The 23,076-nt window shown below is 73.7% G+C and carries 15 protein-coding genes; 8 read left to right on the top strand and 7 right to left on the bottom strand.

Annotated features, from left to right (window positions below; all coding sequences use genetic code 11):
- Positions 1 to 1,044 carry a M23 family metallopeptidase gene (locus ACZ7MF_RS25860; RefSeq protein WP_471480156.1) on the top strand — a complete coding sequence of 348 codons (1,044 nt, stop codon included), beginning with the start codon at positions 1 to 3 and terminating at the stop codon, positions 1,042 to 1,044.
- Between the two features lie 152 nt (positions 1,045 to 1,196).
- Entirely contained in the window at positions 1,197 to 2,141 is a 945-nt protein-coding gene (locus tag ACZ7MF_RS25855; protein ID WP_471480155.1) for an aldo/keto reductase, read from the top strand.
- A 24-nt stretch (positions 2,142 to 2,165) separates the two neighbouring features.
- On the opposite strand, the gene ACZ7MF_RS25850 is transcribed toward ACZ7MF_RS25855, so the two are convergent.
- Both ACZ7MF_RS25850 and trmB read right to left on the bottom strand, forming a co-directional pair.
- The gene (locus tag ACZ7MF_RS25850) at positions 2,166 to 3,560 is read right to left on the bottom strand and encodes a PrsW family intramembrane metalloprotease (protein WP_471480153.1); all 1,395 of its coding nucleotides are present in this window, start codon (positions 3,558 to 3,560) and stop codon (positions 2,166 to 2,168) included.
- A gap of 9 nt (positions 3,561 to 3,569) precedes the next feature.
- Positions 3,570 to 4,385 (bottom strand): tRNA (guanosine(46)-N7)-methyltransferase TrmB, encoded by an 816-nt coding sequence (trmB, locus tag ACZ7MF_RS25845; RefSeq protein WP_471480152.1) that lies wholly within the window; start codon positions 4,383 to 4,385, stop codon positions 3,570 to 3,572.
- Positions 4,386 to 4,509: 124 nt separating this feature from the next.
- On the opposite strand from trmB, the gene ACZ7MF_RS25840 reads away from it, so the two are divergent.
- Positions 4,510 to 4,920, top strand: a complete 411-nt coding sequence (locus ACZ7MF_RS25840; protein ID WP_471480150.1) for a Dabb family protein — start codon at positions 4,510 to 4,512, stop codon at positions 4,918 to 4,920.
- A 30-nt stretch (positions 4,921 to 4,950) separates the two neighbouring features.
- On the opposite strand, the gene lhgO is transcribed toward ACZ7MF_RS25840, so the two are convergent.
- Both lhgO and ACZ7MF_RS25830 read right to left on the bottom strand, forming a co-directional pair.
- Positions 4,951 to 6,180, bottom strand: a complete 1,230-nt coding sequence (lhgO, locus tag ACZ7MF_RS25835; protein ID WP_471480149.1) for an L-2-hydroxyglutarate oxidase — start codon at positions 6,178 to 6,180, stop codon at positions 4,951 to 4,953.
- A 75-nt stretch (positions 6,181 to 6,255) separates the two neighbouring features.
- Positions 6,256 to 7,677 carry a hypothetical protein gene (locus tag ACZ7MF_RS25830; protein WP_030404821.1) on the bottom strand — a complete coding sequence of 474 codons (1,422 nt, stop codon included), beginning with the start codon at positions 7,675 to 7,677 and terminating at the stop codon, positions 6,256 to 6,258.
- Positions 7,678 to 8,389: 712 nt separating this feature from the next.
- Here ACZ7MF_RS25830 and ACZ7MF_RS25825 point away from each other — a divergent pair.
- A complete protein-coding gene (locus ACZ7MF_RS25825) occupies positions 8,390 to 10,516 on the top strand; it encodes an asparagine synthase-related protein (RefSeq protein ID WP_471480147.1) in 2,127 nt (708 codons plus the stop codon).
- 41 nt (positions 10,517 to 10,557) lie between these two features.
- Positions 10,558 to 13,860 carry a BTAD domain-containing putative transcriptional regulator gene (locus ACZ7MF_RS25820; protein ID WP_471480145.1) on the top strand — a complete coding sequence of 1,101 codons (3,303 nt, stop codon included), beginning with the start codon at positions 10,558 to 10,560 and terminating at the stop codon, positions 13,858 to 13,860.
- Here ACZ7MF_RS25820 and ACZ7MF_RS25815 read toward each other — a convergent pair.
- Together ACZ7MF_RS25815 and ACZ7MF_RS25810 are read right to left on the bottom strand one after the other, a co-directional pair.
- Positions 13,847 to 15,901, bottom strand: a complete 2,055-nt coding sequence (locus ACZ7MF_RS25815; RefSeq protein WP_471480143.1) for a sigma-70 family RNA polymerase sigma factor — start codon at positions 15,899 to 15,901, stop codon at positions 13,847 to 13,849. The two genes, ACZ7MF_RS25820 and ACZ7MF_RS25815, sit on opposite strands and share 14 nt — an antisense overlap.
- Positions 15,902 to 16,084: 183 nt before the next feature.
- Positions 16,085 to 16,981: a TetR/AcrR family transcriptional regulator gene (locus tag ACZ7MF_RS25810; protein ID WP_471480142.1), complete on the bottom strand. Its 897-nt coding sequence runs from the start codon at positions 16,979 to 16,981 to the stop codon at positions 16,085 to 16,087.
- Positions 16,982 to 17,355: 374 nt separating this feature from the next.
- On the opposite strand from ACZ7MF_RS25810, the gene ACZ7MF_RS25805 reads away from it, so the two are divergent.
- Both ACZ7MF_RS25805 and ACZ7MF_RS25800 read left to right on the top strand, forming a co-directional pair.
- Positions 17,356 to 18,735, top strand: a complete 1,380-nt coding sequence (locus ACZ7MF_RS25805; protein WP_471480140.1) for an NAD(P)/FAD-dependent oxidoreductase — start codon at positions 17,356 to 17,358, stop codon at positions 18,733 to 18,735.
- 182 nt (positions 18,736 to 18,917) lie between these two features.
- The gene (locus tag ACZ7MF_RS25800) at positions 18,918 to 20,576 is read left to right on the top strand and encodes an ATP-binding SpoIIE family protein phosphatase (RefSeq protein WP_471480138.1); all 1,659 of its coding nucleotides are present in this window, start codon (positions 18,918 to 18,920) and stop codon (positions 20,574 to 20,576) included.
- A gap of 54 nt (positions 20,577 to 20,630) precedes the next feature.
- Here the strand turns inward: ACZ7MF_RS25800 and ACZ7MF_RS25795 are convergent, their stop codons facing one another.
- Positions 20,631 to 21,908, bottom strand: a complete 1,278-nt coding sequence (locus tag ACZ7MF_RS25795; protein WP_471481182.1) for an MDR family MFS transporter — start codon at positions 21,906 to 21,908, stop codon at positions 20,631 to 20,633.
- Between the two features lie 145 nt (positions 21,909 to 22,053).
- On the opposite strand from ACZ7MF_RS25795, the gene ACZ7MF_RS25790 reads away from it, so the two are divergent.
- Positions 22,054 to 22,602, top strand: a complete 549-nt coding sequence (locus ACZ7MF_RS25790; protein WP_471480136.1) for a MarR family winged helix-turn-helix transcriptional regulator — start codon at positions 22,054 to 22,056, stop codon at positions 22,600 to 22,602.
- Positions 22,603 to 23,076 lie beyond the last annotated feature (474 nt).

Below are 23,076 nucleotides of genomic sequence, written 5' to 3'. Positions count from 1 at the left end.
GTGGCGTCAAACCGGCCTGCCCCCGAGGCCCCGTCCGCGCCCAGTGGGCACGGCACCGACACCTTCGGCTACGACGGCTACCGCGCCGAAGAGGGTCCCTGGGAGGAGTGGAATCCCACCGCGGAGTCCATCCGTCCCGTACGCGGCCGGCACCGCGTGGCCAAGCAGCGCGGCGGACTCGCCCGCAGCTCCACCGTCCTCGGCGTCGGTGTCATAGCCGCCGTCGGAGCGGGCGGCATGGCCAGCGCGCAGACCGGCAAGCCCCCGGTGTCCATCTCCATGCCGGACCTGCCGAACGTCGGCTCGCTCCTTCCCGGCGACGACGAGAAGTCGGAGCCCGAGGGTTCCGCCACCCCGCTCAGCGGCATCACCCAGGCCGCCGCCGCCGACAGCGCGGAGGGCACCGACACCACCGGCGCCGGTGAGTCGCTGCGGGCCCGGATCATGGCGCAGGCCGAGCAGCAGCAGGCGCAGGTCGAGACCAAGGCCGCCGCCGAAGCCGCCGCCGCGGCCGAGAAGAAGGCCGCCGACGCCGCCGCCAAGGCGGAGAAGGAGGCCGAGGAGAAGGCCGCCGCCGCCAAGAAGAAGGCGGAGGAGGAGGCCGCGAAGAAGGCCGAGGCCGAGCGGCTCGCGAAGCTGGCCAAGCAGTACACGCTGCCGACCTCCTCGTACACGATCTCCTCCACGTTCAACCAGGCCGGCTCCCTCTGGGCCTCCGGTCACCACACCGGCCTCGACTTCGCCGCCCCCACGGGCACGCTGCTCAAGGCGGTGCACAGCGGCACCATCACGTCGGCCGGCTGGGACGGGTCGTACGGCTACAAGACCGTGCTCACCCTCGACGACGGCACCGAGCTCTGGTACGCGCACCAGTCCTCCATCAACGTCAGCGTCGGCCAGAAGGTCACCACCGGTGACGTCATCGGCCGCGTCGGCGCCACCGGCAACGTCACCGGCGCCCACCTCCACCTCGAGGTCCACACCGACGGCGGCACCGGCATCGACCCGATGTCCTGGCTGCAGAGCAAGGGGCTCACCCCCTGATCCGCGCCGCCCACGACGCGCCCCGCTGATCACCGGCGGTCCTGACGGCGACCCCCCGACGTCAGGGCTGCCGGTTTGCTGCGCTGCTGGTTTGCGGGGATTTTGCGTGCCTGCCGGAATCGCCCGCTCCGGCACGGTCGTTGACTCCCTACATGACTTCTCTGCGCAAGCTCGGCTCCTCCGACCTCGAGGTCTTCCCCCTCGCCCTCGGCGGCAACGTCTTCGGCTGGACGGCCGACCGTGACCGGTCCTTCGCCGTCCTGGACGCCTACACGGCGGCCGGCGGCAACTTCGTCGACACCGCCGACTCCTACTCCGCCTGGGTCGACGGCAACAGCGGCGGCGAGTCCGAGACCGTCCTCGGCCAGTGGTTCGCGGCCCGCGGCAACCGTGACGACGTCGTCCTCGCCACCAAGGTCAGCCAGCACCCCGAGTACCCGGGCCTGTCCGCCGCGAACATCAAGGCCGCGGCCGACGCCTCACTGCGCCGCCTGGGCACCGACCACATCGACCTCTACTACACCCACTTCGACAAGCCCGAGGTGCCGGTCGAGGAGATCGTCGGCGCGCTCGACGCACTGGTGAAGGCCGGCAAGGTGCGGCACATCGCCGCCTCCAACATCTCCGCCGAGCGGCTCGCGGCGTCCCTGGAGTTCTCCGACCGCGAGGGCCTCGCCCGGTACGTCGCCCTCCAGCCGCACTACAACCTGGTCTCCCGCGACACGTACGAGGGCGAACTGCGCGACCTCGCCGAGCGGGCGGGTCTCGCCGCCGTGCCGTACTACGCCCTCGCGGCCGGCTTCCTCACCGGCAAGTACCGGCCCGGCACGGAGGTGGACAGCCCGCGGGCGGGCGGTGCGGCCAAGCACCTGGAGACCGAGCGGGGCCGCCGGGTGCTGGCCGCCCTGGACGAGATCGCCGCGGCCCACGAGGCTCCCGTCGCCACGGTCGCCCTCGCCTGGCTGGCCGCCCGGCCGACCGTGGCGGCGCCGATCGCCTCCGCACGCACGGTGGAGCAGCTGCCGGCGCTGCTGGGCGTGGCCGAGCTGAGCCTGACGGAGGACGAGGTCGGGAGGCTGACCCGGGCGTCCGCCTGAGCGGGCGGTCCGCGCGCCGCGGACCTACGGCCGGTGGGGGCCGGGCGGGGCGTACGGGTGGTACGGCGGTGCGTACGGGTTGTGCGGGGCCTGTGTGGCGTAGGGGGCCTGCGGGGCGTAGGGGCTGGGTGCGGTACGGGGGCCGTATGCGCCGGCATGGGGACCGTAGGCGCCGTGCGTGCCGCCGTACGGATACGCCCACGGCGGCACCGGCACGGGCGGCGGGGCGGTGGCCCGGGCGGCGTAGTCCAGTGCCGGGCGGGCGAGGTCCCGCAGGTGCCACAGGGCGTCCAGCAGCGCCCGCTCCCGTACGGCGAAGTCGGCGCCCGCCCGGCCCCGGCGGCCCCGCTGCCGCAGGAACGCCACCGAGGTCGCGCAGGCCTCGTACCGAGCCACCGCCCGCGCCCCTTCCTTCCCGGCGTGCCGGCGGGCGTACTGCCGGGCAATGCGGCGGGCCCGCATCGAGCCGAGCGCGTACGGCTCCGCGGGCGTGAGCCAGCCGGCCATGACGTACGCGGGCAGCTCGGCCCGCACGGTGCCCAGTTCGCGCTGCCGGGTCCAGATCACCAGCCAGGTCAGCAGGCCGAAGGACGGCAGCATGAACGCCGCGTACACGGCGAAGAAGCCGTACTCGCCGAACGCGGCCGAGCCGTTCCACAGGGCGTGCACGCCCATCGCGAGCAGCAGCCCGGCCAGCGGGAGCAGCGCCCGGCGCAGGCGGTGCCGGCCCGTCGAGAGCGCGGCGATGCCGAAGCCGATGCCGGTGAGCACGGTGAACAGCGGGTGCGCGAACGGCGACATCACGACCCGGACGAAGAAGGTCGCCGCGGTGACGGAGGCGATGCCGCTGTCGCCGGTGAGCTGGTCGGTGCCGAAGGCGGTGCCCAGGTAGAGGATGTTCTCGGTGAAGGCGAAGCCGGTGGCGGTGACCCCGGCGACGACCACGCCGTCGACGATGCCGGTGAAGTCCCGTCGGCGGAAGAGGAAGACCAGGAGGACGGCGGCCGCCTTGGCGGACTCCTCGACGACCGGCGCTATCACCGTGGCGCCCAGGGTGTCGGCGCCGGCCGGGTCGGCGGTCGCGGTCGCTATCCAGCGGGTCGCGAAGCTGTTGGCGACGATCGCTATCAGCGCCGCCGCGCAGGCCCCCCAGGCGAAGCAGAAGAGCAGGTTCCGCCAGGGGCCGGGATCCACCCGGTCCAGCCAGCGGAACGCGGCTATGAGCAGCGGCACCGGCAGCACCGCCAGGCCCAGCCCCACCAGGAACCCCTGGGTGCCGGTCTGTTCGCGCACCAGGGCCAGGATCACCAGGCCGGAGAGCGCGAGCAGGGTGATCAGCGCGCCGTAGCGGACCCAGGTCCGCTGCCACCAGTGCGTATGCCGGTGCACATGGGTCGGATACGGGGGACAGGTGGCCACGGCAGGACCCTAACCGGTGGGGGGCGGCTCCTTGTGCTGTACGCGACGGAAGAGCAGGTCGTTCACCACATGTCCCTTGTCCAGTCCCTGGCCCTCGAAACGGGTCAGCGGCCGGTGCTCGGGGCGTGGCGCGAATCCGCCGCCGGGCACGGTGTTCTCGAAGTCGGGGTGCGCGGTCAGCACGTCGAGCATCTGCTCGGCGTACGGCTCCCAGTCGGTGGCGCAGTGCACCACGGCCCCCGGAGCGAGCCGGGCCGCGGCCAGGGTCAGGAACTCCGGCTGGATCAGCCGGCGCTTGTGGTGCCGCTTCTTCGGCCACGGGTCGGGGAAGTAGACGCGCAGCCCGGCGAGGGAGTCGGGGGCGAGCATCTCGCGCAGCAGGATGATCGCATCGCCGTTGGCCACCCGGATGTTGGACAGCTCCTGTCGCTCCGCGAGGCCGAGCAGGTTGCCCTGGCCGGGGGTGTGGACGTCGGCGGCGAGGATGTTGGTGTCCGGGGCGGCGGCGGCCATCCGGGCGGTGGCCTCGCCCATGCCGAAGCCGACCTCCAGGACGACGGGCCGGGCGTTGCCGAAGAGTTCGGCGAGGTCGACGATCCGCTGGCCGTCGATGTCCAGTCCCCACACGGGCCACAGCCGTTGCAGCGCGTCCGCCTGCCCGGCGGTCACCCGGCTCCGCCGGGGCTGGAAGCTGCGGATCCGCCGCTCGAAGTGCGAACCGGCGGGATCGGCCTTCGGCCCGTCGGGGAAGCGGGACTCGCCCTTGGCGCGGACGTGCCGCAGGGAAGGGGATGCGGCATCGGAGGTGTGGTGGGAGTCAGACACAATGCGTCGATTTTAGACCGCGCACGTGGTTGCGACTGCCTGTCGAAGTAGTTAGAGTCTATAACGTAAGCGATTGGTTGAAGCGCCAGTTGACGTGACAGTCGTAGCCGTGGGGAGAGCCACCGTGATTCACCACCAGATCCGCCTTGCCATGCGACCCGACGCACCCCGGGACAAGGTCGAGGAAGCTCTTGAGATGCTCCGCAGGATGGGGCGCGAGATCGACGCCGTCGCGTACTGGACGGTCGGGCGCGACGTGGGCGGCGACTTCGACTACGGAGCGATGTTCGCCGTCGAGGACATCGAGGCCTACCGGGCGTACATGCACGCTCCGCTGCACCGGCGGGTCGACGAGATCGGACTGCCGCTGGTGCGGCACATGGTCTCCCACGACCTGACCGACGACGAGGACCCGGCCACCGGCGACCGCATCCGGCAGATCCACGCCGAGCGCTTCGCGGGGGACCCGGCCCTCGTCGCCCTGATCGAGGGCCTCGGCTCGTACGAGGGCAGCAGCGCGCCCGGGCACGGCTAGCCAGTCCGCCAGTCCGCCGGGTGGTCGTCTCTAGTCCGCCAGCATCGCCAGCGCTCTGCGGGCCACCTCCCGGCCGATGGGCAGGGACGCGGTCGCCGCGGGCGACGGCGCGTTCAGGACGTGCACCGCGTGGGCGCCCTCCTTGATCAGGAAGTCGTCCACCAGCGTGCCGTCCGCGAGCACCGCCTGCGCCCGGACCCCGGCGGGTGCCGCGACCAGGTCGTCCTCCCGCACCGCCGGCAGCAGCCTGCGGACCGCCGTCGTGAAGGCGCTCCTGGACAGCGACCGGCGCAGTTCGCCCGCGCCGTACCTCCAGTGCCGCCGGGCTATCCGCCACGAACCCGGCCAGGCCAGGGTCGCGCCCAGCTCGCGGGGGCGCACCACGCCCCAGCCGTATCCCTCGCGGGCCAGCGCCGGCACCGCGTTCGGCCCGACGTGGACGCCGCCGTCGATCCCCCGGGTCAGATGCACGCCGAGGAACGGGAAGGCCGGGTCCGGCACCGGATACACCAGTCCCCGCACCAGCTCCGGCCGCGCCAGCTCGTAGTACTCGCCCCGGAACGGGACGATCCGCATGCCCGGGTCGTCCCCGGTCAGCCGGGCGATCTCGTCGCAGTGCAGCCCGCCGCAGTTGACCAGGGTCCGGGCCCGGAGCACGTCCCCGGTGCGGGTGCGCACGGCGACGCCGAGGCCGGGGCGCCGGTCGACGCGGTGCACCTCGGCGCCGTAGCGGATCTCCGCCCCGGAGGCGTGCGCGAGCTGCCGGGCCACGGCGCCGTAGTCGCAGATCCCGGTGGTGCCGACGTGTATGGCGGCCAGGCCGCGCACCTCGGGCTCGTACTCCTGGATCTGGGCGCCGCTCAGCTCGCGCACCGGTATGCCGTTCTCCCGGCCGCGCTGCACGAGGGCGTGCAGGCGGGGCAGCTCGGCGCGGTCGGTGGCGACGATCAGCTTGCCGGTGACGGCGTGATCGATGTCGTACTCGGCGCAGAACTTGACCATCTCGGCGGCGCCCCGGACCGCGTAGCGCGCCTTGAGGGAGCCGGGGCGGTAGTAGACACCGCTGTGGATGACGCCGCTGTTGCGGCCCGTCTGGTGGCGGGCGGGGCCCGGCTCCTTCTCCAGGACCGTGACCCGGGTGCCCGGTGCGGCGCGCGTGATCGCGTACGCCGTGGACAGGCCGACGATCCCGCCGCCGATCACCAGCACGTCGCAGTCGTACGCGGTGCTCCGAACGAGCCCGGTCCGCACTTCTTCCATTTCCCGGCCCACCTCCCGCTTCGATAGTGCACTGCGCCACTGACAATGCCCTCAAACCCGGAAGCGGGCGGTCCGTCAGGCCGGAGTCACCAGCAGGGGGCGGGCGCGCTCGCGCAGCTCCACCACGCGCGGCTCGTCGCCGTACGGCTCCAGACGGTGCAGGAGGTCCTTCACGTACTCGGTGGTGCGGGCCGAGGAGATGCGGCCGGCCACCTCCACCGCCCGCACGCCCTGCTCGCAGGCCGCGTCCAGATTGCCGGACTCCAGCTCGGCCACCGCCGAGACGACGAGTCTGAGACCGTGCGAGCGTACGAACTCCTCCGTCGGTTTCGACAGCGCCTGCTCGGTGAAGCGGCGGACCTGACGTGGTGCCTTCAGGTCGCGGTAGCACTCGGCCGCGTCGGCGGCGAACCGGTCGTAGGAGTAGAAACCCAGCCACGTCGGATCGCTGTCACCGGGACGGGCGCGCTCCAGCCAGCTCTCGGCGGCCTTCAGCGCCGCGCCGGCCGCCACCGCGTCGCCCGCGCGCGCGTGGGCGCGCGCCTCGACCAGGCGGAAGAAGCTCATGGTGCGGGCCGTGGCCAGGCCGCGGTTGCGCTCCAGGGCGGCCTGGGCCAGGTCCACGCCCTCGTCGCCGAAGCCGCGGTAGGTCGCCTGGAGGGACATGGAGGCCAGCACGTAGCCGCCGAGCGGGACGTCGGCCGCCGCGCGGGCCAGGCGCAGGGCCTGGATGTAGTACCGCTGGGCCGCCTCCTGCTGGCCGGTGTCGAAGGCCATCCAGCCGGCCAGCCGGGTCAGTTCCGCCGAGGCGCCGAACAGGGCGCGGCCGACCTCGTCGGAGTAGGAGCCGAGGAGCAGCGGGGCCGCCTCGACGCGTAAGCACTCGGGGACCATCGAGGAACGCCAGTCGCCGCCGCCGTACTTGGAGTCCCAGCGCCGGGCGTCCTCGGCGGCCTCGCGCAGCTTCTGCACATCACTGTGGCCGACTTTGAGCGGTGCGCCGGAGCCCTCGGCCGGGCCCACCTCGCGCGCCACCGAGCTGTCGGCCGGGGTTATCAGCCATCGGGAGGCGGGCGTCGCGTACGCGCTCACCGCGAACGAACCGGCGAGCGACTGCCAGATGCCGCCGCCGGTGCGGCGGCCGGCGAGGTCGAGACGGTACAGCTCGGTGGCGGACCTGACCGCCTGGCCGACGTCCCGCGGGAAGGCGAGGCCCACCTCGGGCGCGGGATCCGCGTCCGCCAGGCCGATCTCGTGGAGCGGCACCGGGCGGCCGAGCTTCTGGCCTATGGCCGCCGCGATGAGGTGCGGCGCGGCGCCTTGGGGCACCATGCCCTTCGACACCCAGCGCGCCACCGACGTCTTGTCGTAGCGAAGTGTCAACCCGCGTTGGGCGCCGAGGTCGTTGACGCGCCGGGCGAGTCCTGCGTTGCTGATTCCCGCGAGGGCGAGAACGGCGCCGAGCTTTTCGTTCGGCCCGCGTTGCTCCCTGGACATGCGCCACCCCTCGACACAGACGGCTGCCGCGCTGGCATAACCACGCGGCATTCGTAAACCCAGCGTAGTTCGCCGCATCCCAGGCGTTAAGAGGCATTGTTCCGGATGGCGGGATTGTGGTCCGTACTCAAGTGCGGTGTATGTACGGTCTGTTGCCGCGTGCTCCCGATGTGTGGCCGTGCGCCCGTGCGTGCGCTCTTCTCCGGCCACCGCGGGAGCGATTCCATGGGCGGTGCGTGGGTCGGCCCGCTGTACTGGATCCAGTGGGCTGGGGGACGCCGCCGCCTACATCCCCGCGGGCGGCGGACCGGTCCGGGGGGCGAGTCCCGTCCCCCGGACTGCGCGCCGCCGTTGTGCTGACGGGTGGTGCGCAGAGTTTGTACGGAGCGTGTTCGGGTGCGATCGCCTGACGCCGATTTGGCTGAAAATCACCGTTGGTGATTTCGGGGTACAACCGCCCTCACCATGGGAGTTGAGGGCGCGTTGGGGAGCCAAAGGGCGCGTTGCGGGGGCGCATTCGCGTCGTCTTCGCCGTGGGGAAACGGGAGTTGACGGTCCCGCGGCGATGTCCCGGCGTTCTCGCGTGAGTCTCCGCGAGGCGCACTCGCGGAGCACACGCGGCTCCGCCGACGCTCTGTGGCGCGCCCTTCATGGCAGCATGGGGAACCAGTTCGTACCGTGCACTGGTTGTCCCCAGCCTGTGGAGGCGTCGATGCGGTGGTTGGTGGGGTGGAGCAGCGCCGCCGTGGGAGTGGGAGCAGCAGCGGGGATCGCCGGAGCGGGCGGCTCCGCCGGGGCCACCGGCTACGACGGTGAGACCGTGCAGCCCGTGGGCGCCCAGCCGTTGTGGGGCGACCCCGACCCTCTGTGGGCGGTCGGCGACTGGCGTCCCGACGAGGTGCGCGTCGTCGCCGCCGACGCGCAGACCCGGATCGCCGTGCTCGGCATCTGCGGTGCGAGCGACGAGCAGTTGCGGGTCGCGCTGTTCGCCGCGCGCGGGGGCGCGCTGCGGCATCTGACGGCGTGGCCCGGCAGCTACACGGCCGTCGTCCAGGTGGGGCGGCGGGTCACCGTCTGCGGCGACCTCGCGGGCGCGCGGCCGGTTTTTCACACCCCTTGGTCGGGCGGCACCGCCTATGCCACCGCCGCGCTGCCGCTGGCCGACCTCGTCGAGGCCAACCTCGACTTCGGCCACCTCGCCGCGCTGCTCGCCACGCCCGACGTGCCGGCCGCGCTGGACGACTCCACCCCGTACGACGGCGTGAAACGGGTTCCGCCGGGGCACGCGCTGATTCTGCGCGCCGGGGCGCGGGAGATCGCCGGGTACGAACCGGTGGCCTCGCTCGCCGTCGCGGCGCCCTCGGCCGACCCCGACCGTGCGGTGGACGGCGTGCGGGACGCCCTGGTGGACGCGGTGCGCACCCGGCTCGCCGCGCCGCGGCACGTCCCCGGGGACGGCATCGACCCCGGGCCCGTCCCGGGCATGGGGCCCGCGGAGCGGCGGGCGGCGCGCGGGATGCCGGTGCCGGGGATCGGGGCCGATCTGTCCGGCGGGCCGGCCTCGGGCACGCTGGCGCTGCTGGCGGCCGGGCTGCCGGGGATGCCGGGGACCGTGCTCGGACACGGGACCGGAGCGGGGGAGCGGCTGCTGGCCGTCACCTTCAACGACCTCGCGGTCGGCGGGCAGGAGTCCGAGCTGGCGCGGGCGGGGGCGCTCGCGGCCAACCCGCGGCTGCACCACGTGGTGGTCACCGGCGGCGAGGACATGCTGCCGTACGCCGCGCTGGACGGGCCGCTGACCGACGAACCGGGCTCGTCCCTGGTCGCCGCCGCGCGGCACCGGGCGCGGCTGGCGGCGGGCAGCGCGGACCACTTCACCGGGTACGGGGCGCGGCAGGTGCTGGACGCGCACCCGGCGCGCCTTGCCGACCTGCTCATGGACCGCAAGCGGCGCCATCTGGTCCGGCCGGTCGCCGCACTGGCCAAGGCCGACGGGTCGGTTCTGGTCCCCGCGCGCGTGTACGGCGCTGCGCGGCGGCTGGCGCGTACGCCGTACCGGAGCGGTCTTGAGGTGCTCGCCGAGCGGTTGCTGCGCAGACGGTTCGACACGCCGGGCGACGGGGCGATGGACGCCTCTTTGGCCGCGCTGACCTGGGCCGGGGCGGGGCCGGCGGCGCGGTGGCTGACCGGAGAGGCGCTGGCTGAAGTATCGGTTCGCCTGCAGACGTCCTCGCAGCGGTCGGGGGTGGGCCCCGGGCAGCGTCCGGGGGACTTCCGGGCGCGGGCGGCGCTGGCTCGGCAGGCATCGGAGGTGCGCGTCCTTGAGCAGGCCGCGGAGATCCGCTTCCAGCGGCTGCACACGCCGTTCCTGGACAACCAGGTCGTGCGGGCCTGCCGGGCCCTGCCGGAGGCGCTGCGGGTGCAGCCGGGGGCGCGGGCGGCGATCCTGCGGACGGTGCTGGAGGGGGCGGGGGTGAGCGAGCTGCCGAGCGGGTGGGGGGCGCCCACGCAGGCGCTGGCGGCCTCCACGGCGCGGACGGGGCTGCGGGTCGCCGCGGACTCCCTGCTGGGGCTCTTCGACCGGCCGCTGCTCGCGGAGGCGGGGCTCGTGGAGGCGCGGGTCGTGCGCAAGGCGGTGCGGGCGGCGGCCGCGGGTGAGCCGCTGCCGCTGGACGGGCTGGCCGACCTCGTCTCGCTGGAGCTGTGGCTCGGCCGCCTGCTGGCCCGCCGCGGCACCTGCTGGACCGGCACCCCGGCCCGCCAACGCGCGGTACCCGCGGGCATCGCGCCGCAGCGGGGGGCGCTGGGCGGGACCGGGGCGGTTGTGCGGCGGGCCTGAGGCGGGTGTCCGCACCCCACCGGTGCGGCGACAATGACTCCGTGCGGTACAGAATCCTGGGCGTCACCCAGACGGAGGACCACGGCACCGTCGTCAACCCCGGCGGTCCCCGCCTGCGCGCGCTGCTCACCGCCCTCGCCCTGCGCCCCGGCGACGTCGTCACCCCCACCACGCTGATCGAGGAGGTCTGGGCGGAGGACGACGACCCCCCGCAGGACGCCCCCGCCGCCCTCCAGGCCCTGGTCGGCCGCCTCCGCCGTACCGTCGGCAAGGAAGCCGTCGCCTCCGCCCCCGGCGGGTACCGGCTCGCGGCGACCGGCGACGACGTCGACCTGTTCGTCTTCGAGCGCCTCGTACGCCGGGGCACCACCGCCCTCGAACACGGCGACGCCGCGACCGCCGCCCGGCACCTGGACGAGGCGCTCGCCCTCTGGCGCGGCCCCGCCCTGGCCGACCTCCCCGGCCACGCCGCCGGCCCCGACGCCCTGCGCCTGGAGGCGACCCGCGCTCGTATCGAGGCCGGTCTGCGTCTCGGCGACGCCCACGACGCCGTACCGCGGCTGCGTGAACTGACCACCGCGCACCCGTACGACGAACCGCTGCACGCCCTCCTGATCGCCGCCCTGCGCGCCTCCGGCCGCGACGCCGACGCGCTGGCCGCCTACGAGAGCGCCCGCCGCACCCTCGCCGACGGCCTCGGCACCGAACCCGGCCCCCGGCTGCGCGCCCTGCACGCCGAACTGCTCGGCGCCCGGGGCGCGCGGCGGCCGGCACCCGAGCGGGCCCCCTCCGACGGCCGCAAGGGCAACATCAGGCCTCGGCTGACCACCTTCGTGGGGCGGGAACTGGAGCTGGACGCCCTCCGTTCCGAACTGCCCGGGGCCCGCCTCGTCACCCTCACCGGGCCCGGCGGATCCGGGAAGACCCGCCTCGCCGAGGAGGCCGCCGCCGGGCTCGAACAGGCGTGGCTGGTCGAGCTCGCTCCGCTCGACCGGCCGGACGCGGTGCCCGGCGCGGTCGTCAACGCCCTCGGGCTGCGCGAGACCGTGCTGCTGACCGGCGACCGGGCGGCCGTGCAGGACGACCCCGTCGCCCTGCTCGTCGAGTACTGCGCCCCGCGCAGCCAACTCCTGGTCCTCGACAACTGCGAACACGTCATCGGCGCGGCGGCCCGGCTCGCCGAGACCCTGCTGACCCGCTGCCCGGGCCTCACCGTCCTCGCCACCAGCCGGGAACCCCTGGGCGTGCCCGGCGAGTCGGTGCGCCCCGTCGAGCCGCTCACCCCCGAGCAGGCGCAGCGCCTGTTCACCGCGCGTGCCGGCGCCGTGCGTCCCGACGCGGACGCGGTCCTGCGTGACGAGGAGGCGGTCGCCGAGATCTGCCGGCGCCTCGACGGACTGCCGCTGGCCATCGAGCTGGCCGCCGCCCGGCTCCGGCTGCTCACCCCCCGGGAGATCGCCGACCGGCTCGACGACCGCTTCCGCCTGCTCACCTCGGGCAGCCGTACCGTGCTGCCCCGCCAGCAGACGCTGCGCGCGGTCGTCGACTGGTCCTGGGACCTCCTCGACGAGGCGGAACGCACGTTGCTGCGCGAACTGTCCGTCTTCGCGGGCGGCTGGGACCTGGCGGCCGCGGAGGCCGTGGGCACCGGGCCCGCTGCGGACCTCCTCGGGGCCCTCGTCGACAAGTCCCTCGTCGTCGCCGACCCGGGCGCCGACGGCGCCGGCATGCGCTATCGCCTGCTGGAGACCATTCACGAGTACGCCGAGGAACGCGCCGCCGAGACGCCCGGGCTGCGCGCCGCCGCCGAACGCGCCCACCGCGTGTGGGCGCGCGCCCTGGCAGAGGAAGCCGACCCGCTGCTGCGCTCGGCCGGGCAACTGCCGTACATCTCCCGCCTGGAGACCGAGCACGACAACATCCGTGCGGCCCTCGACCGCTCCCTCACCGCGGGCGACGAGCCGGAGGCCGCGGCCCTCGCGCTCGCCATGGGCTGGTTCTGGTGGCTGCGCAACTACCGGCACGAGGGGGTCGGGTGGCTGGACCGGGTGCTGCGTCTCGGAGCCGCCCTGGACGCGGGGGGTGACCAGGTGCCGGCGGCGGACGTGCTCGCCCGGCGTATCGCCGCCGCCGATCCCGTCGGTGCGCTCCTCGCCGGGAGCGAGGGCGGCCCGACGCACCCGCTGCACTCCTTGCGCATGCAGGTGCGGATGATGCACATCCTCCTCACCTTCGAGACCGCGCCCAGGGAGGGGCTGCTGGACGAGCGCATGCGGAAGTACGTCCGGCGGGTGCGGGACCACTTCGCGGCGGGCGGCCCCGAAGCGGCCCGGGTGCCCGGTCTCGTCTGGCCGCTGACCGAGTTCTTCGTCAGCGACTCCGGCGACGTCCAGGGATCCATGGACGCCTCCGTCGCCAACTGCCGTGCCTACGGCGGCGAGTGGGAGATCGCCGCCAGCCTCATGTTCCGTACCCATGCGGTGGTCGACATCTCGGGCACTCCGGTGGGCGTCGACGCCGACCTGGCGGAGATGCGTGTGCTCAGCCGCCGTGTCGGCGACCGCCTCGTGGAGGCCCAGGTGTGCAGCGCCTTCGGCGAGGCCGCCATGGTGCGCGGCCGCTACGAGGAGGCCAGGGGCGAGTACGCGGAGGCGCTGCGGCTCGCCAAGGAGGTGGGGGCGTTCGCGGAGGCGCCGTTCCTCATCGCCCGGCTCGCCGAGATCGCCTACCGCGAGGGGGACCACGGCACGGCGCTGGGCGTGCTCGACGAGGCCGGTGCCGCGGCCGACCGGTACGGCGTGGTGGACTCCAAGGCCTTCGTTCTGATGCTGCGGGCCGGGCTCGCGGTGGTGGACGAGGAGTTCGCGCGGGCCCGCGTCCTGTGGGAGGCGGCCCGCGAGGAGTGCCTGCGCGGTACGCCGCCGCCGCAGTTCCTCGCGATGCTGGGGCTGGTGGACGCGCTCGTGACGGCGGGCGAGTCGGGCCCGGGCGCCGCCCTGCCGCTGCTGGCGGACGCTCTGCGGGCGGCCGTCGAGGAACGGTGCGCCGAGCTGGTCCTCGCGACCCTCGTGGACAGCGCGGCGGGCCTGCTGAGCGACCTCGGCGACCAGGCCCGTGCGGCGCGGCTGCTGGGCGCGGCCGGACACTGGCGCGGCGACCGTCCGCGCCCCATGCCGGACCGGACGCACGCCGAGCGGGCCGAGGCCGCCGCCCGCGGTGCCCTCGGCCCGGAGCTGTACGACGCCGAAGTGGCCGTGGGCGCCGGGCTCACGCCCCGGGACGTCGTCGGCGAGCTGGAGGCGGCGGTGCGGCGGCCGGTCCGGCAGGCTCCTACGCGCAGGTGAAGCGGGACTGGGCCCAGTCCGCGAGCGCCAACGAGTCGAAGGGGCTGTGCGGCTCGGTCACCAGCCGCAGCGTCTCGCGTCCCGTGATGTCCACGTGGACCGGTACCGCGGGGTCCCCGCCCTTGACCATCCCCGAGTTCCACAGCCGGACGTCGTCCGCGTACACCGAGAAGTGGACCTTGCCCAGCTTCATCGTCAGGTCGTCGACGCCGGCCAGCGCGTCGTAGGACGAGCACGCGCGGTTGAGGTCGATGGTGACCGAGGAGCGTCCGTTGACGGTGACGCCGTGGGCGTACGACACGTCGTCGACCGACAGGGCGGAGCGCTGCCACACCCAGCTGCTTCCGGCCAGCCGCATCTCGGGGCCGGTGCCGTCGCCGCTCACGTCGTACGCCAGCTCGCTCCACTGGTAGACGGTCGGGGCGGGCGGTGGTGGGGGTGGAGGAGGGGGAGGTGTCGGGGTGGGGGTCGGCTTCGGCGGGGGAGTCGGGGTGGGGGTCGGTTTCGGTTTCGGGGTGGGCTTCGGGGTCGGGGTCGGAGTGGGCGTGGGGGTCGGCTTGGGGGCCGCCACCGGCTCGGGTGGGCGGGGCGGTCGGGGCGAGGGCGTGGGGGTGTCCGGGGCGGGCTGCGCCACCGGTGAGGAGGCGGGCGGGGCGGCCTTCGGCGGCTTCTTGTCCGGGGTGTCGTCGCCGATCAGGGCCAGGGCCAGCGCCGCCGCCGCGGCCACCGCGACCACACCGGCCGCGATCCCCGCCTTCACCGGCGCGCCCAGCCCCTCGGAGGCCGCCGCACCGGCCCCGGCGCCCGCTCCGCCGGACGCACCGCCGCCGGCCGTGGCCGCCGCGCCCGCGGCTCCCGCCGCACCGGCGCCCGCGCCCCCGGCGATGAGCCCCGCCGCCTTCGCGTACCCGGCGACACCGAACCAGCCGATGACCGCGACGGGCACCACGGCGGGAATGCCGCTCGCGACCTCCTTGATCTGGGTCGCGGCCAGTCGGCACCTCGCGCACTCCTCCAGGTGTTTGCGCAGCCCGCGCTCGGCCCGGACGCGCAGTCTGCCGCGCGCGTACGTGCCGAGCTGGTCGGCGTAGCGGGCGCACTCCTCGTCGGTGGCGAGGGCATCGCTGACGTGGGCCTGGAGGTAGGCCTGCTTGAGCCCTTCGCGGGCGCGGCTGGCCAGGACACGGGTGCCGTTGGCGTCCAGCCCGAAGAGCATGGCCACCTCGCTCGGCGACTCGTCCTCGACCTCGGTGTGCCACAGCACGGCCTGCCACCGCTCCGGCAGTGACCGGAACGCCCGCATGGCCATCGACTGCTCGGCCTCGTGCATGGCGCGGACGTCGGCGCCCAGCTCCAGGGTGTCGTCGTCCGGCACCTTCGCGGTGTGCGCGGCCTGCGTGGCGAACACCGCGAAGTCCTCGACGAGTTGCTCCCGCCCGGCCGACCGGGTCCAGCCGGCGGCGACGCGCCGGACCGCGGTGAGCAGGTAGGCGCGTACGGCGTGCTCGGGTCCCGAACCGCCGCGCACCGCCTGGAGCATGCGGGCGAACACCTCGGCGGTGAGGTCGTCCGCGGTGTGGGCGTCGCGGCAGCAGGTGCGCGCGTACCGGCGTACCGCGTCCGCATGGCGCCGGTACAGCTCCTCGTAGGCCGTGTCGTCGCCCGAGCGCATCCGCCCGATCAGCTCGGCGTCGGACGCCGGAAGCTCGCGCGGCGGCGGCAGGACGCCGTCGTCGTACAGGTCGCGCGGCGGCGGCAGGACGCTGTCCTCGTGCAGCTCGCGCTGGGCCGGAACACCGGTCCCCGCAGGGCGCTCGTCCTCGGCGGGACCCTCGCGGCCGCCGTCACGGGCGCCGCCGTCCTCCACGGGGGCGGCGTCCCGCCCGGCATGGGGCCGACCGCCCTGGCCCGGCACCTGCGGCGAGTCGCCCGCCCGGGCGTCACCGTCCCCGGTGCGGCCGCCCCGGCTCTCGCCGGTCTCGGCGTCACCGGGACCGCTCTCGCCGTCACCGATTGACCCGTCCCGCCCGTCAACGCTCATCGCGGAAAGCCCCCGCCAACCTGCCCAGCCAGTCCGAACACCGGGTCAGCGTGCCATATTGGCTTTTGTTCAGGACCCCCCTGTGCCGACCGTCACTCGTCTGTGCGGACTTCACGTGCCGCGGTAATAACGCTCAGCCGTTCGGGGAAGGAGATACGGGCCCCCGACGGTGCCGCCGCCGTCTCACACCGGCCGCGACCGCAGCCCCTCCAGCAGGATGTCCAGCAACCGGGCCGAGGCCGCCGCCTGCTGGGCCGGGTCCGGCAGCGAGGGCGCCGCCGTGGCTATGACCAGCAGTACGTCCGACACCGACACGTCCGGCCGCAGCTCACCCGCCGTGCGCGCCCGCTCCACGAGCCGGCCCACGACCTCCAGCAGCGCCGCGGCACCGTCGTCGCCGACCACGGAGCCCGCGACGGAACCTGCGACAGAGCCTGCCGCCGGACCTGTGGCAGGGGTTGCGACAGGGCTCGCGGCGTCCGCGACGGAACCTCCGGCGGCGGCCGACGCCCTGGCCGCGGTGGGCTCCTCGGGCACCAGCCGCAACTCGCCGGTGCCCGGCTGTATCCGCTGCTGCGGCACCCGCGGATCACCGGCTGCCGCACCACCGGAACCGCCCACGCGACCGTCGGTGTCGGCGTCGTCCGACACCCCGACCCGCAGCACCTGCGGCGGCAGCAGCCGGCCGGCGCCCGAGGCGACCGACGTGCGCAGGAAGCGGGACAGCGCCGACCACGGCTCGTCCTCCTGCCCGAGCGCCGTGCGGGCCTGGTCGGTCAGCCGTGCCGTCTCTTCCTCGGCTATCCGACGCACCAGCACGTCCTTGCTCGGGAAACGCCGGTACACCGTGCCGACACCGACCCGCGCGCGCCGCGCCACGTCCTCCATCGGCGCGCCGTATCCCAGCTCGCCGAACACCTCACGCGCCGCGCGCAGCACGTGCTCCAGATTGCGCTGGGCGTCCACGCGCAAGGGCGCGCTCCGTGCCGCGTCCGCGCGTGCGCCGCCCGCCGCCGTACTCATCGCACCGCCGGGCGCGACGGCCGACGCGGACGACCAATGAGAATCCTGAACATGCATAGACAATCCCCCGGTAATGACGTCTCCCCCCGGAGACACTCCCCGCCATCGAAAGCCGGAGTGCGTGGAACGGGCCCGGTTGCGCGGCCCGCCCGTCGCGGACCCCATGAGCACATCCCCCTGCACACCGTGGGAAAGAACATAGTTGAGCGGGGGTCAATTCAGAAGGGGCACGTTCCGCACGGAGCGCCCCCCGATCGGAGCACGGATCGCACACGCCCCGAATGTGCCACCCTCCGAGCCCGCACTCACCCACGCTGACCTGCGTGATCATGCCGTGTGACGGTGATTCCCGCGGCTGGGCGCCCCGACGATCTCCGGTCACACAAATTGACGAGCCTGTGGACAAACGCAAGCGTCGGGTGCGTCATGGGATGGTGAAGGAACGTGCGCGCATTCTCGTTGTCGGCGGTGGCTACGTCGGGATGTACACGGCCCTGCGGCTGCAACGGAATCTCAAGGGCGAACTGCGGCGGGGCGAGGCCGAGATCACGGTCGTCACCCCCGAGGCCTACATGACCTATCAGCCGTTCCTCCCCGAGGCGGCGGCCGGGTCCATCTCCCCCCGGCACGTCGTCGTGCCCCTGCGCCGCGTCCTCGGCCAGTGCGACGTCGTCGTCGGCGAGGCCCGGTCCATCGACCACACGACCCGCACCGCCACCATCACCACCCTCGCCACCGACGAGGAGGAGACGGGCGCACGCCGGCTGACGTACGACGAACTCGTCCTCGCCCCCGGCTCCGTCTCGCGCACCCTGCCCGTGCCCGGACTCGCCGACCACGGCGTCGGATTCAAGACCGTCGAGGAGGCCATCGGCCTGCGCAACCACGTCCTGGAACAGATGGACATCGCCTCCTCCACCCGCGACCCCGCCATCCGCGACGCCGCCCTCACCTTCGTCTTCGTCGGCGGCGGCTACGCGGGCGTGGAGGCCCTCGGCGAGCTGGAGGACATGACCCGCTACGCCGCGCGGTACTACCACAACGTCACCCCCGAGGACATGAAGTGGATCCTCGTCGAGGCGTCGGGCCGCATCCTGCCCGAGGTCGGCGAGGAGCTGGGCCGCTACACGGTCACCGAACTGCGCCGCCGCAACATCGACGTACGCCTGGACACCCGCCTCGAGTCCTGCGCCGACCGCGTCGCCGTCCTGAGCGACGGCTCCCGCTTCCCCACCCGCACGGTCGTCTGGACGGCCGGGGTCAAACCGCACCCGGTCCTGGCCTCCACCGACCTGCCCCTCGACGACCGCGGCCGGCTCGCCTGCACCGCCCACCTGTCGGTCGACGGCGCCCCGCACGCGTGGGCGGCCGGTGACGCCGCCGCCGTCCCCGACGTCACCGCGCCCGAACCCGGCCGGGAATGCGCCCCCAACGCCCAGCACGCCGTCCGCCAGGCCAAGGTCCTCGGCGACAACGTCACCCACGCCCTGCGCGGCGAGCCCCTCGACACGTACGCGCACCGGTACGCGGGCTCCGTCGCCTCCCTCGGCTTCCACAAGGGCGTCGCACACGTCTACGGGCGCAAGCTCAAGGGCTACCCCGCGTGGTTCATGCACCGCGCCTACCACCTCAGCCGCGTCCCCACCGTCAACCGCAAGGCGCGCGTGCTCGCCGAATGGGTGATCGCCGGGCTCTTCAAACGAGAGATCGTCTCCCTGGGCTCACTCGAACATCCGCGGGCGGAGTTCGAACTCGCGGCCGGTGGAAAGCCTTCTCAGGAGCCCCCGCACAACCCGAAGGGGTCGTCCTGACCGGACTCAGGAACTCCCCAGGCCACTGGGGCGTCTGACGGATGTCGGCCAGGCGGGCACCCTGCCAGACTGGTCCACCACCGCGGGCGCGCCGCCGCTCGCCCCAGCGCGGCCCCCGGGGCCCGGGCCGCCCCGGCCCGCCCCGGTCCCCGGCCGCCGACAACTACACGAGGCAAGGATTCGTGAACTTCACGCGCTGGAGCGCCCGACTCCCCGGAACACAGCGCCGCGCCGCCGCGCGGACCGACACGGCCCTCTCCCCGGACCGGCGGGCGGACGGCTCCGTACCCGCCGCCCGCGCCGAACAGCTGACCGACGAGGCCCCGCCCGCCGCAAACACCCCCAGCGTTGACGAACTGCCCGTCCGCGACGTCCTCGGCCGCGTCCCGGCCCTCGTCGCCCTCCTGCACGGCCCCGAACACCGCCTCGCCTACGTCAACGACGCCTACGTCGCCGCCTTCGGCATCCGCGACCTCGGCGCCCGCGCGCGCGAGGCCCTCCCCGAGCTGGACGAGCCGGGCCTCTTCCCGCTCCTGGACCAGGTCCAGCGCAGCGGCAGGCCCCGCACCCTCAAGTCCCGCAAGGCCCCGGACGGCCGCTCCTACACCTTCACCTGCACCCCGGTCACCGCGGGGCACAACGGCGACGGCCGCGGAGTGCTCGTCTTCGCGACCGACGTCACCGACCACGCCGAGGCCGCCGGCCGCCTCCGCGCGAGCGAACGCAGCCAGCGCGAGACCGCCGTCACGCTCCAGCGCTCCCTCCTCCCGCAGGAGCTGGAGGAGCCCGACGACCTGCGCGTCGCCGCCACCTACCACCCCGGCGGCACCGAGGCAGCGGTCGGCGGCGACTGGTACGACGTGATCACTCTCGGCGGCGGCCGCACCGCCCTGGTCATCGGCGACGTCATGGGCCGAGGCGTCCGCGCGGCGGCCGTCATGGGACAGCTCCGCACGGCGGTCCGGGCCTACGCCCGCCTCGACCTGCCCCCGCACGAGGTGCTCCAGCTCCTCGACGGCCTCGCCGCCGAGATCGACGCCAACCAGATCGCCACCTGCGTCTACGCCATCCACGACCCCAACGAGGGCCGGCTGGTCTACGCGTCCGCCGGCCACCTCCCCATCCTGGTCCGCGACGAGGACGGCACCGTCCAGCGCGCCGACGAACCCACCGGCCCGCCGCTCGGCACCGGCGGCTGGATCCACACGTCCGGCTCGATCGCCCTGCCCCCCGGCTCCACGGCCGTCCTCTACACCGACGGCCTGGTCGAACGCCGCGACGAGGACCTGGACGAGGGCATCGCCGCCCTGGAGCGCGCCCTGTCCGGCGCCACCGGCACGCCCCAGGTGGTCTGCGACCGACTGGTCCGCTCGGCGGGCGTCACCCCGGACCACGACGACGACGTCGCCGTCCTGGTCCTCCAGCACCCCGCCCGCAAGGGCGCCGAGGCCGAGCTGTTCCGCAACGCCGCCCTGGAACTGCTCGGCGGCGTGGAAGCGGCCCCACGCGCGCGTGCCTTCGCCTCCGGTGTCCTCACCAGCTGGCGCTTCCCCACCGAGCTGCACGACCTCGGCGCCCTGGCCACCAGCGAACTGGTCGCCAACTCCCTCCAGCACGGCACCCCGCCGATGCGGCTGCGGCTGCGCCGTACCGACCGCCGCCTGATCATCGAGGTGACCGACGGCGACGACCACCTGCCCCGACGCCGCCGCGCGGAGCCGGGGGACGAGTCCGGCCGGGGCATCGCCATCGTCGCGACGATCGCCTCCAACTGGGGGTCCAGGCGGACCCCGGGCGGCGGCAAGGCGGTCTGGTGCGAGTTCGTCCTGCAGAAGCCCTGAGCCGACGGCGGAGCGGGCGCGGACCCCGGCCCCGCCGCGACCCGCCCGGCCCGCTCACGCCTCCGCGGCCACCACGGCGTCGGCCGGCGCCCCGCCCTGCGTGACCACCCGGCTCCTGGCCAGCGACGGCTGATTCTGTACATCGGTGAGCTGCCGCCCCAGCCGCACCGCCAGCACCGTGATGCCCAGCGAGAACAACAGGAACGCCACGATGTACGGCGCGTGCAGCGAGGCCCCGAGCGGCCCGCCGACCGCCGGACCGATCGCCAGGGCGAGCTGCTTCACCAGGGCGAAGGCGGAGTTGTACTGCCCGGCGAGACCGGTCGGAGCCAGGTCCGCCACCAGCGGCGCCAGCGTCGGCGACAGCATCGCCTCACCCAGCCCGAACAGCGCGTACGTCGAGATGAAGGCGGCCGTGGCCATCGTCTGGCTGCCGTGCCCCAGCCCGGCGTACCCGGCCACGGCCCACGCCACGGCCCAGATCAGCCCCACGGACGCGATGACTCGGGACCGCTTGCGCCGCTCCACGAACTTCAGCACCGCGAACTGCGCGATCACGATCATCAGCGTGTTCGCCGCCAGCGCGGTCCCCAGCGCGGACGTGGAGATCCCGGCCGCCTCGACGCCGTACGCGCTCAGCCCTGACTCGAACTGCCCGTAGCAGGCGAAGAACAGCACGAAGCCCAGGACGCACAGCTGCACCATGGCCCGGTTGCCGAGGAGCTGCTTCCAGCTTCCGCCGCCGGCCTGTCCCGGCGCCCCCTCGATCCGCGGCGCGCGCGGCGACCGCACCGTCGCCATGACGGCGACCAGCACCAGGAACATCGCCGCCTCGATGGCGAACAGCAGCGTGAAGGACGACGCGCTCGTGGTGTCGACCAGGTGACCGCCGATGAGCCCGCCGACGCCGAGCCCCAGGTTCTGCAGGAAGAACTGCATCGCGAAGGCACGCGACCGGGTCTCCGTGGTCGAGCAGTCCACGATCATCGTCGCGAGCGCCGGCTGCATCACGGCCTGCCCGGCTCCCAGCGCGGCGGCGGACAGCAGCACCGTGCCGGCCGAGGCCGACAGCCCGAGGCTCAGCGCACCGAGCGCGGCGGTGACCAGGGCGACCAGCAGCACCGGCAGCGGACCCCGCCGGACGATGGCCCGCCCGGCGAACGGCAGCACGATCAGCGCGGCCACGGCGAAGACGGCGAGCACGAGACCCGCCGTGACAGAACCCAGTCCCCGTACCTGCGCCACATAGACGTACAGGTAGGGGACCGTGAAGCCGAGTCCGAACGCGCTGAGTGCGTTGCCCACGTGGATCCGGCGCATCGCCGCGCCCATTGCCCTGGTCACGTTCACCCTCTCTTGATCTCTCGGATCGTCCGCTCCAGCCGTTAGAGCTGAAGACTTAGAAGCTAAAGTTCGAAGGTAAAGAGTACATACCGAAGGACTTCAAAGCAAAGGAGTCGCGTGCCATACTGCGGTCATGGGCGACACCTCCGGCGCCGGCGAGCCGACACTCGAAGAGCAGATCGCCGCCTACCAGCGCGAGTTCCAGGACCTCGACCCGCAGGTCGAGAAGATCGTCTCGGCGCTCTCCCGCCTCAACCGCCGTATGAACGTCGCGTACGGCCGCCAGACCGCCGAGCTGGGCATCGGCAACACGGACTGGGAGGTACTGAAGGCCCTCGTGCTCTCCGGCGCCCCCTACCGCCTCGGCCCCGGCGACCTCGCCAAGCGCCTCGGCCTCACCCCGGCCGCGATGACGCACCGCATCGACCGCATGGTGACGGAGGGCCTGGTCACCCGGGAACGCGACGAGACCAACCGGGTCCGCGTGATCGTCGCGATCACGGGGGAGGGGCGCGAGAAGTGGCTGGCGGCCATGCGCCTCGCCACGGTCTTCGAGGAGGACCTGCTCCAGGACCTCTCCGCCGACGACCGCACGGCGCTCGGCGAGGTGCTGACCCGCCTCCTGCGCAGGGTGGAGCACGCGCAGCCGGACGCCGGTGGCCGGCTCAGCGACCTCGATTAAAGATCTTGACAGCGACGCTTGACAGGCCCCCACGGGATCCGTAGTGTTCTCCGGGTTGCCACGGGACCGTAACGGTACTGCGGCAGCACCTCCCGCCGCAGCAGCGGCAATCAAACCACCAGCACGATCCCCAAGTGGGAATGGCTTCGGCGCGCCCGAATTCAATTCCGCTGGGCACTCGTCGGCCTGATCGACCCCGATTGGGAATCGCCGAGAGGGTCCGCTAAGGTTTGAAACGTCGGAACGGCCCAACAGCCGGGACGGCAACCCCCTCTGACGGGGAATCAGAGCCCGAAAGGATCTGATAGAGTCGGAACCGCCGGAAAGGGAAACGCGAAAGCGGGAACCTGGAAAGCACCGAGGAAATCGGATCGGAAAGGATCTGATAGAGTCGGAAACGCAAGACCGAAGGGAAGCGCCCGGAGGAAAGCCCGAGAGGGTGAGTACAAAGGAAGCGTCCGTTCCTTGAGAACT

The organism is Streptomyces sp. NPDC111628 (assembly GCF_055635195.1).
The sequence above is the reverse complement of the archived record's forward strand: the minus strand, read 5'-3'. Positions and strand labels throughout refer to the sequence as shown.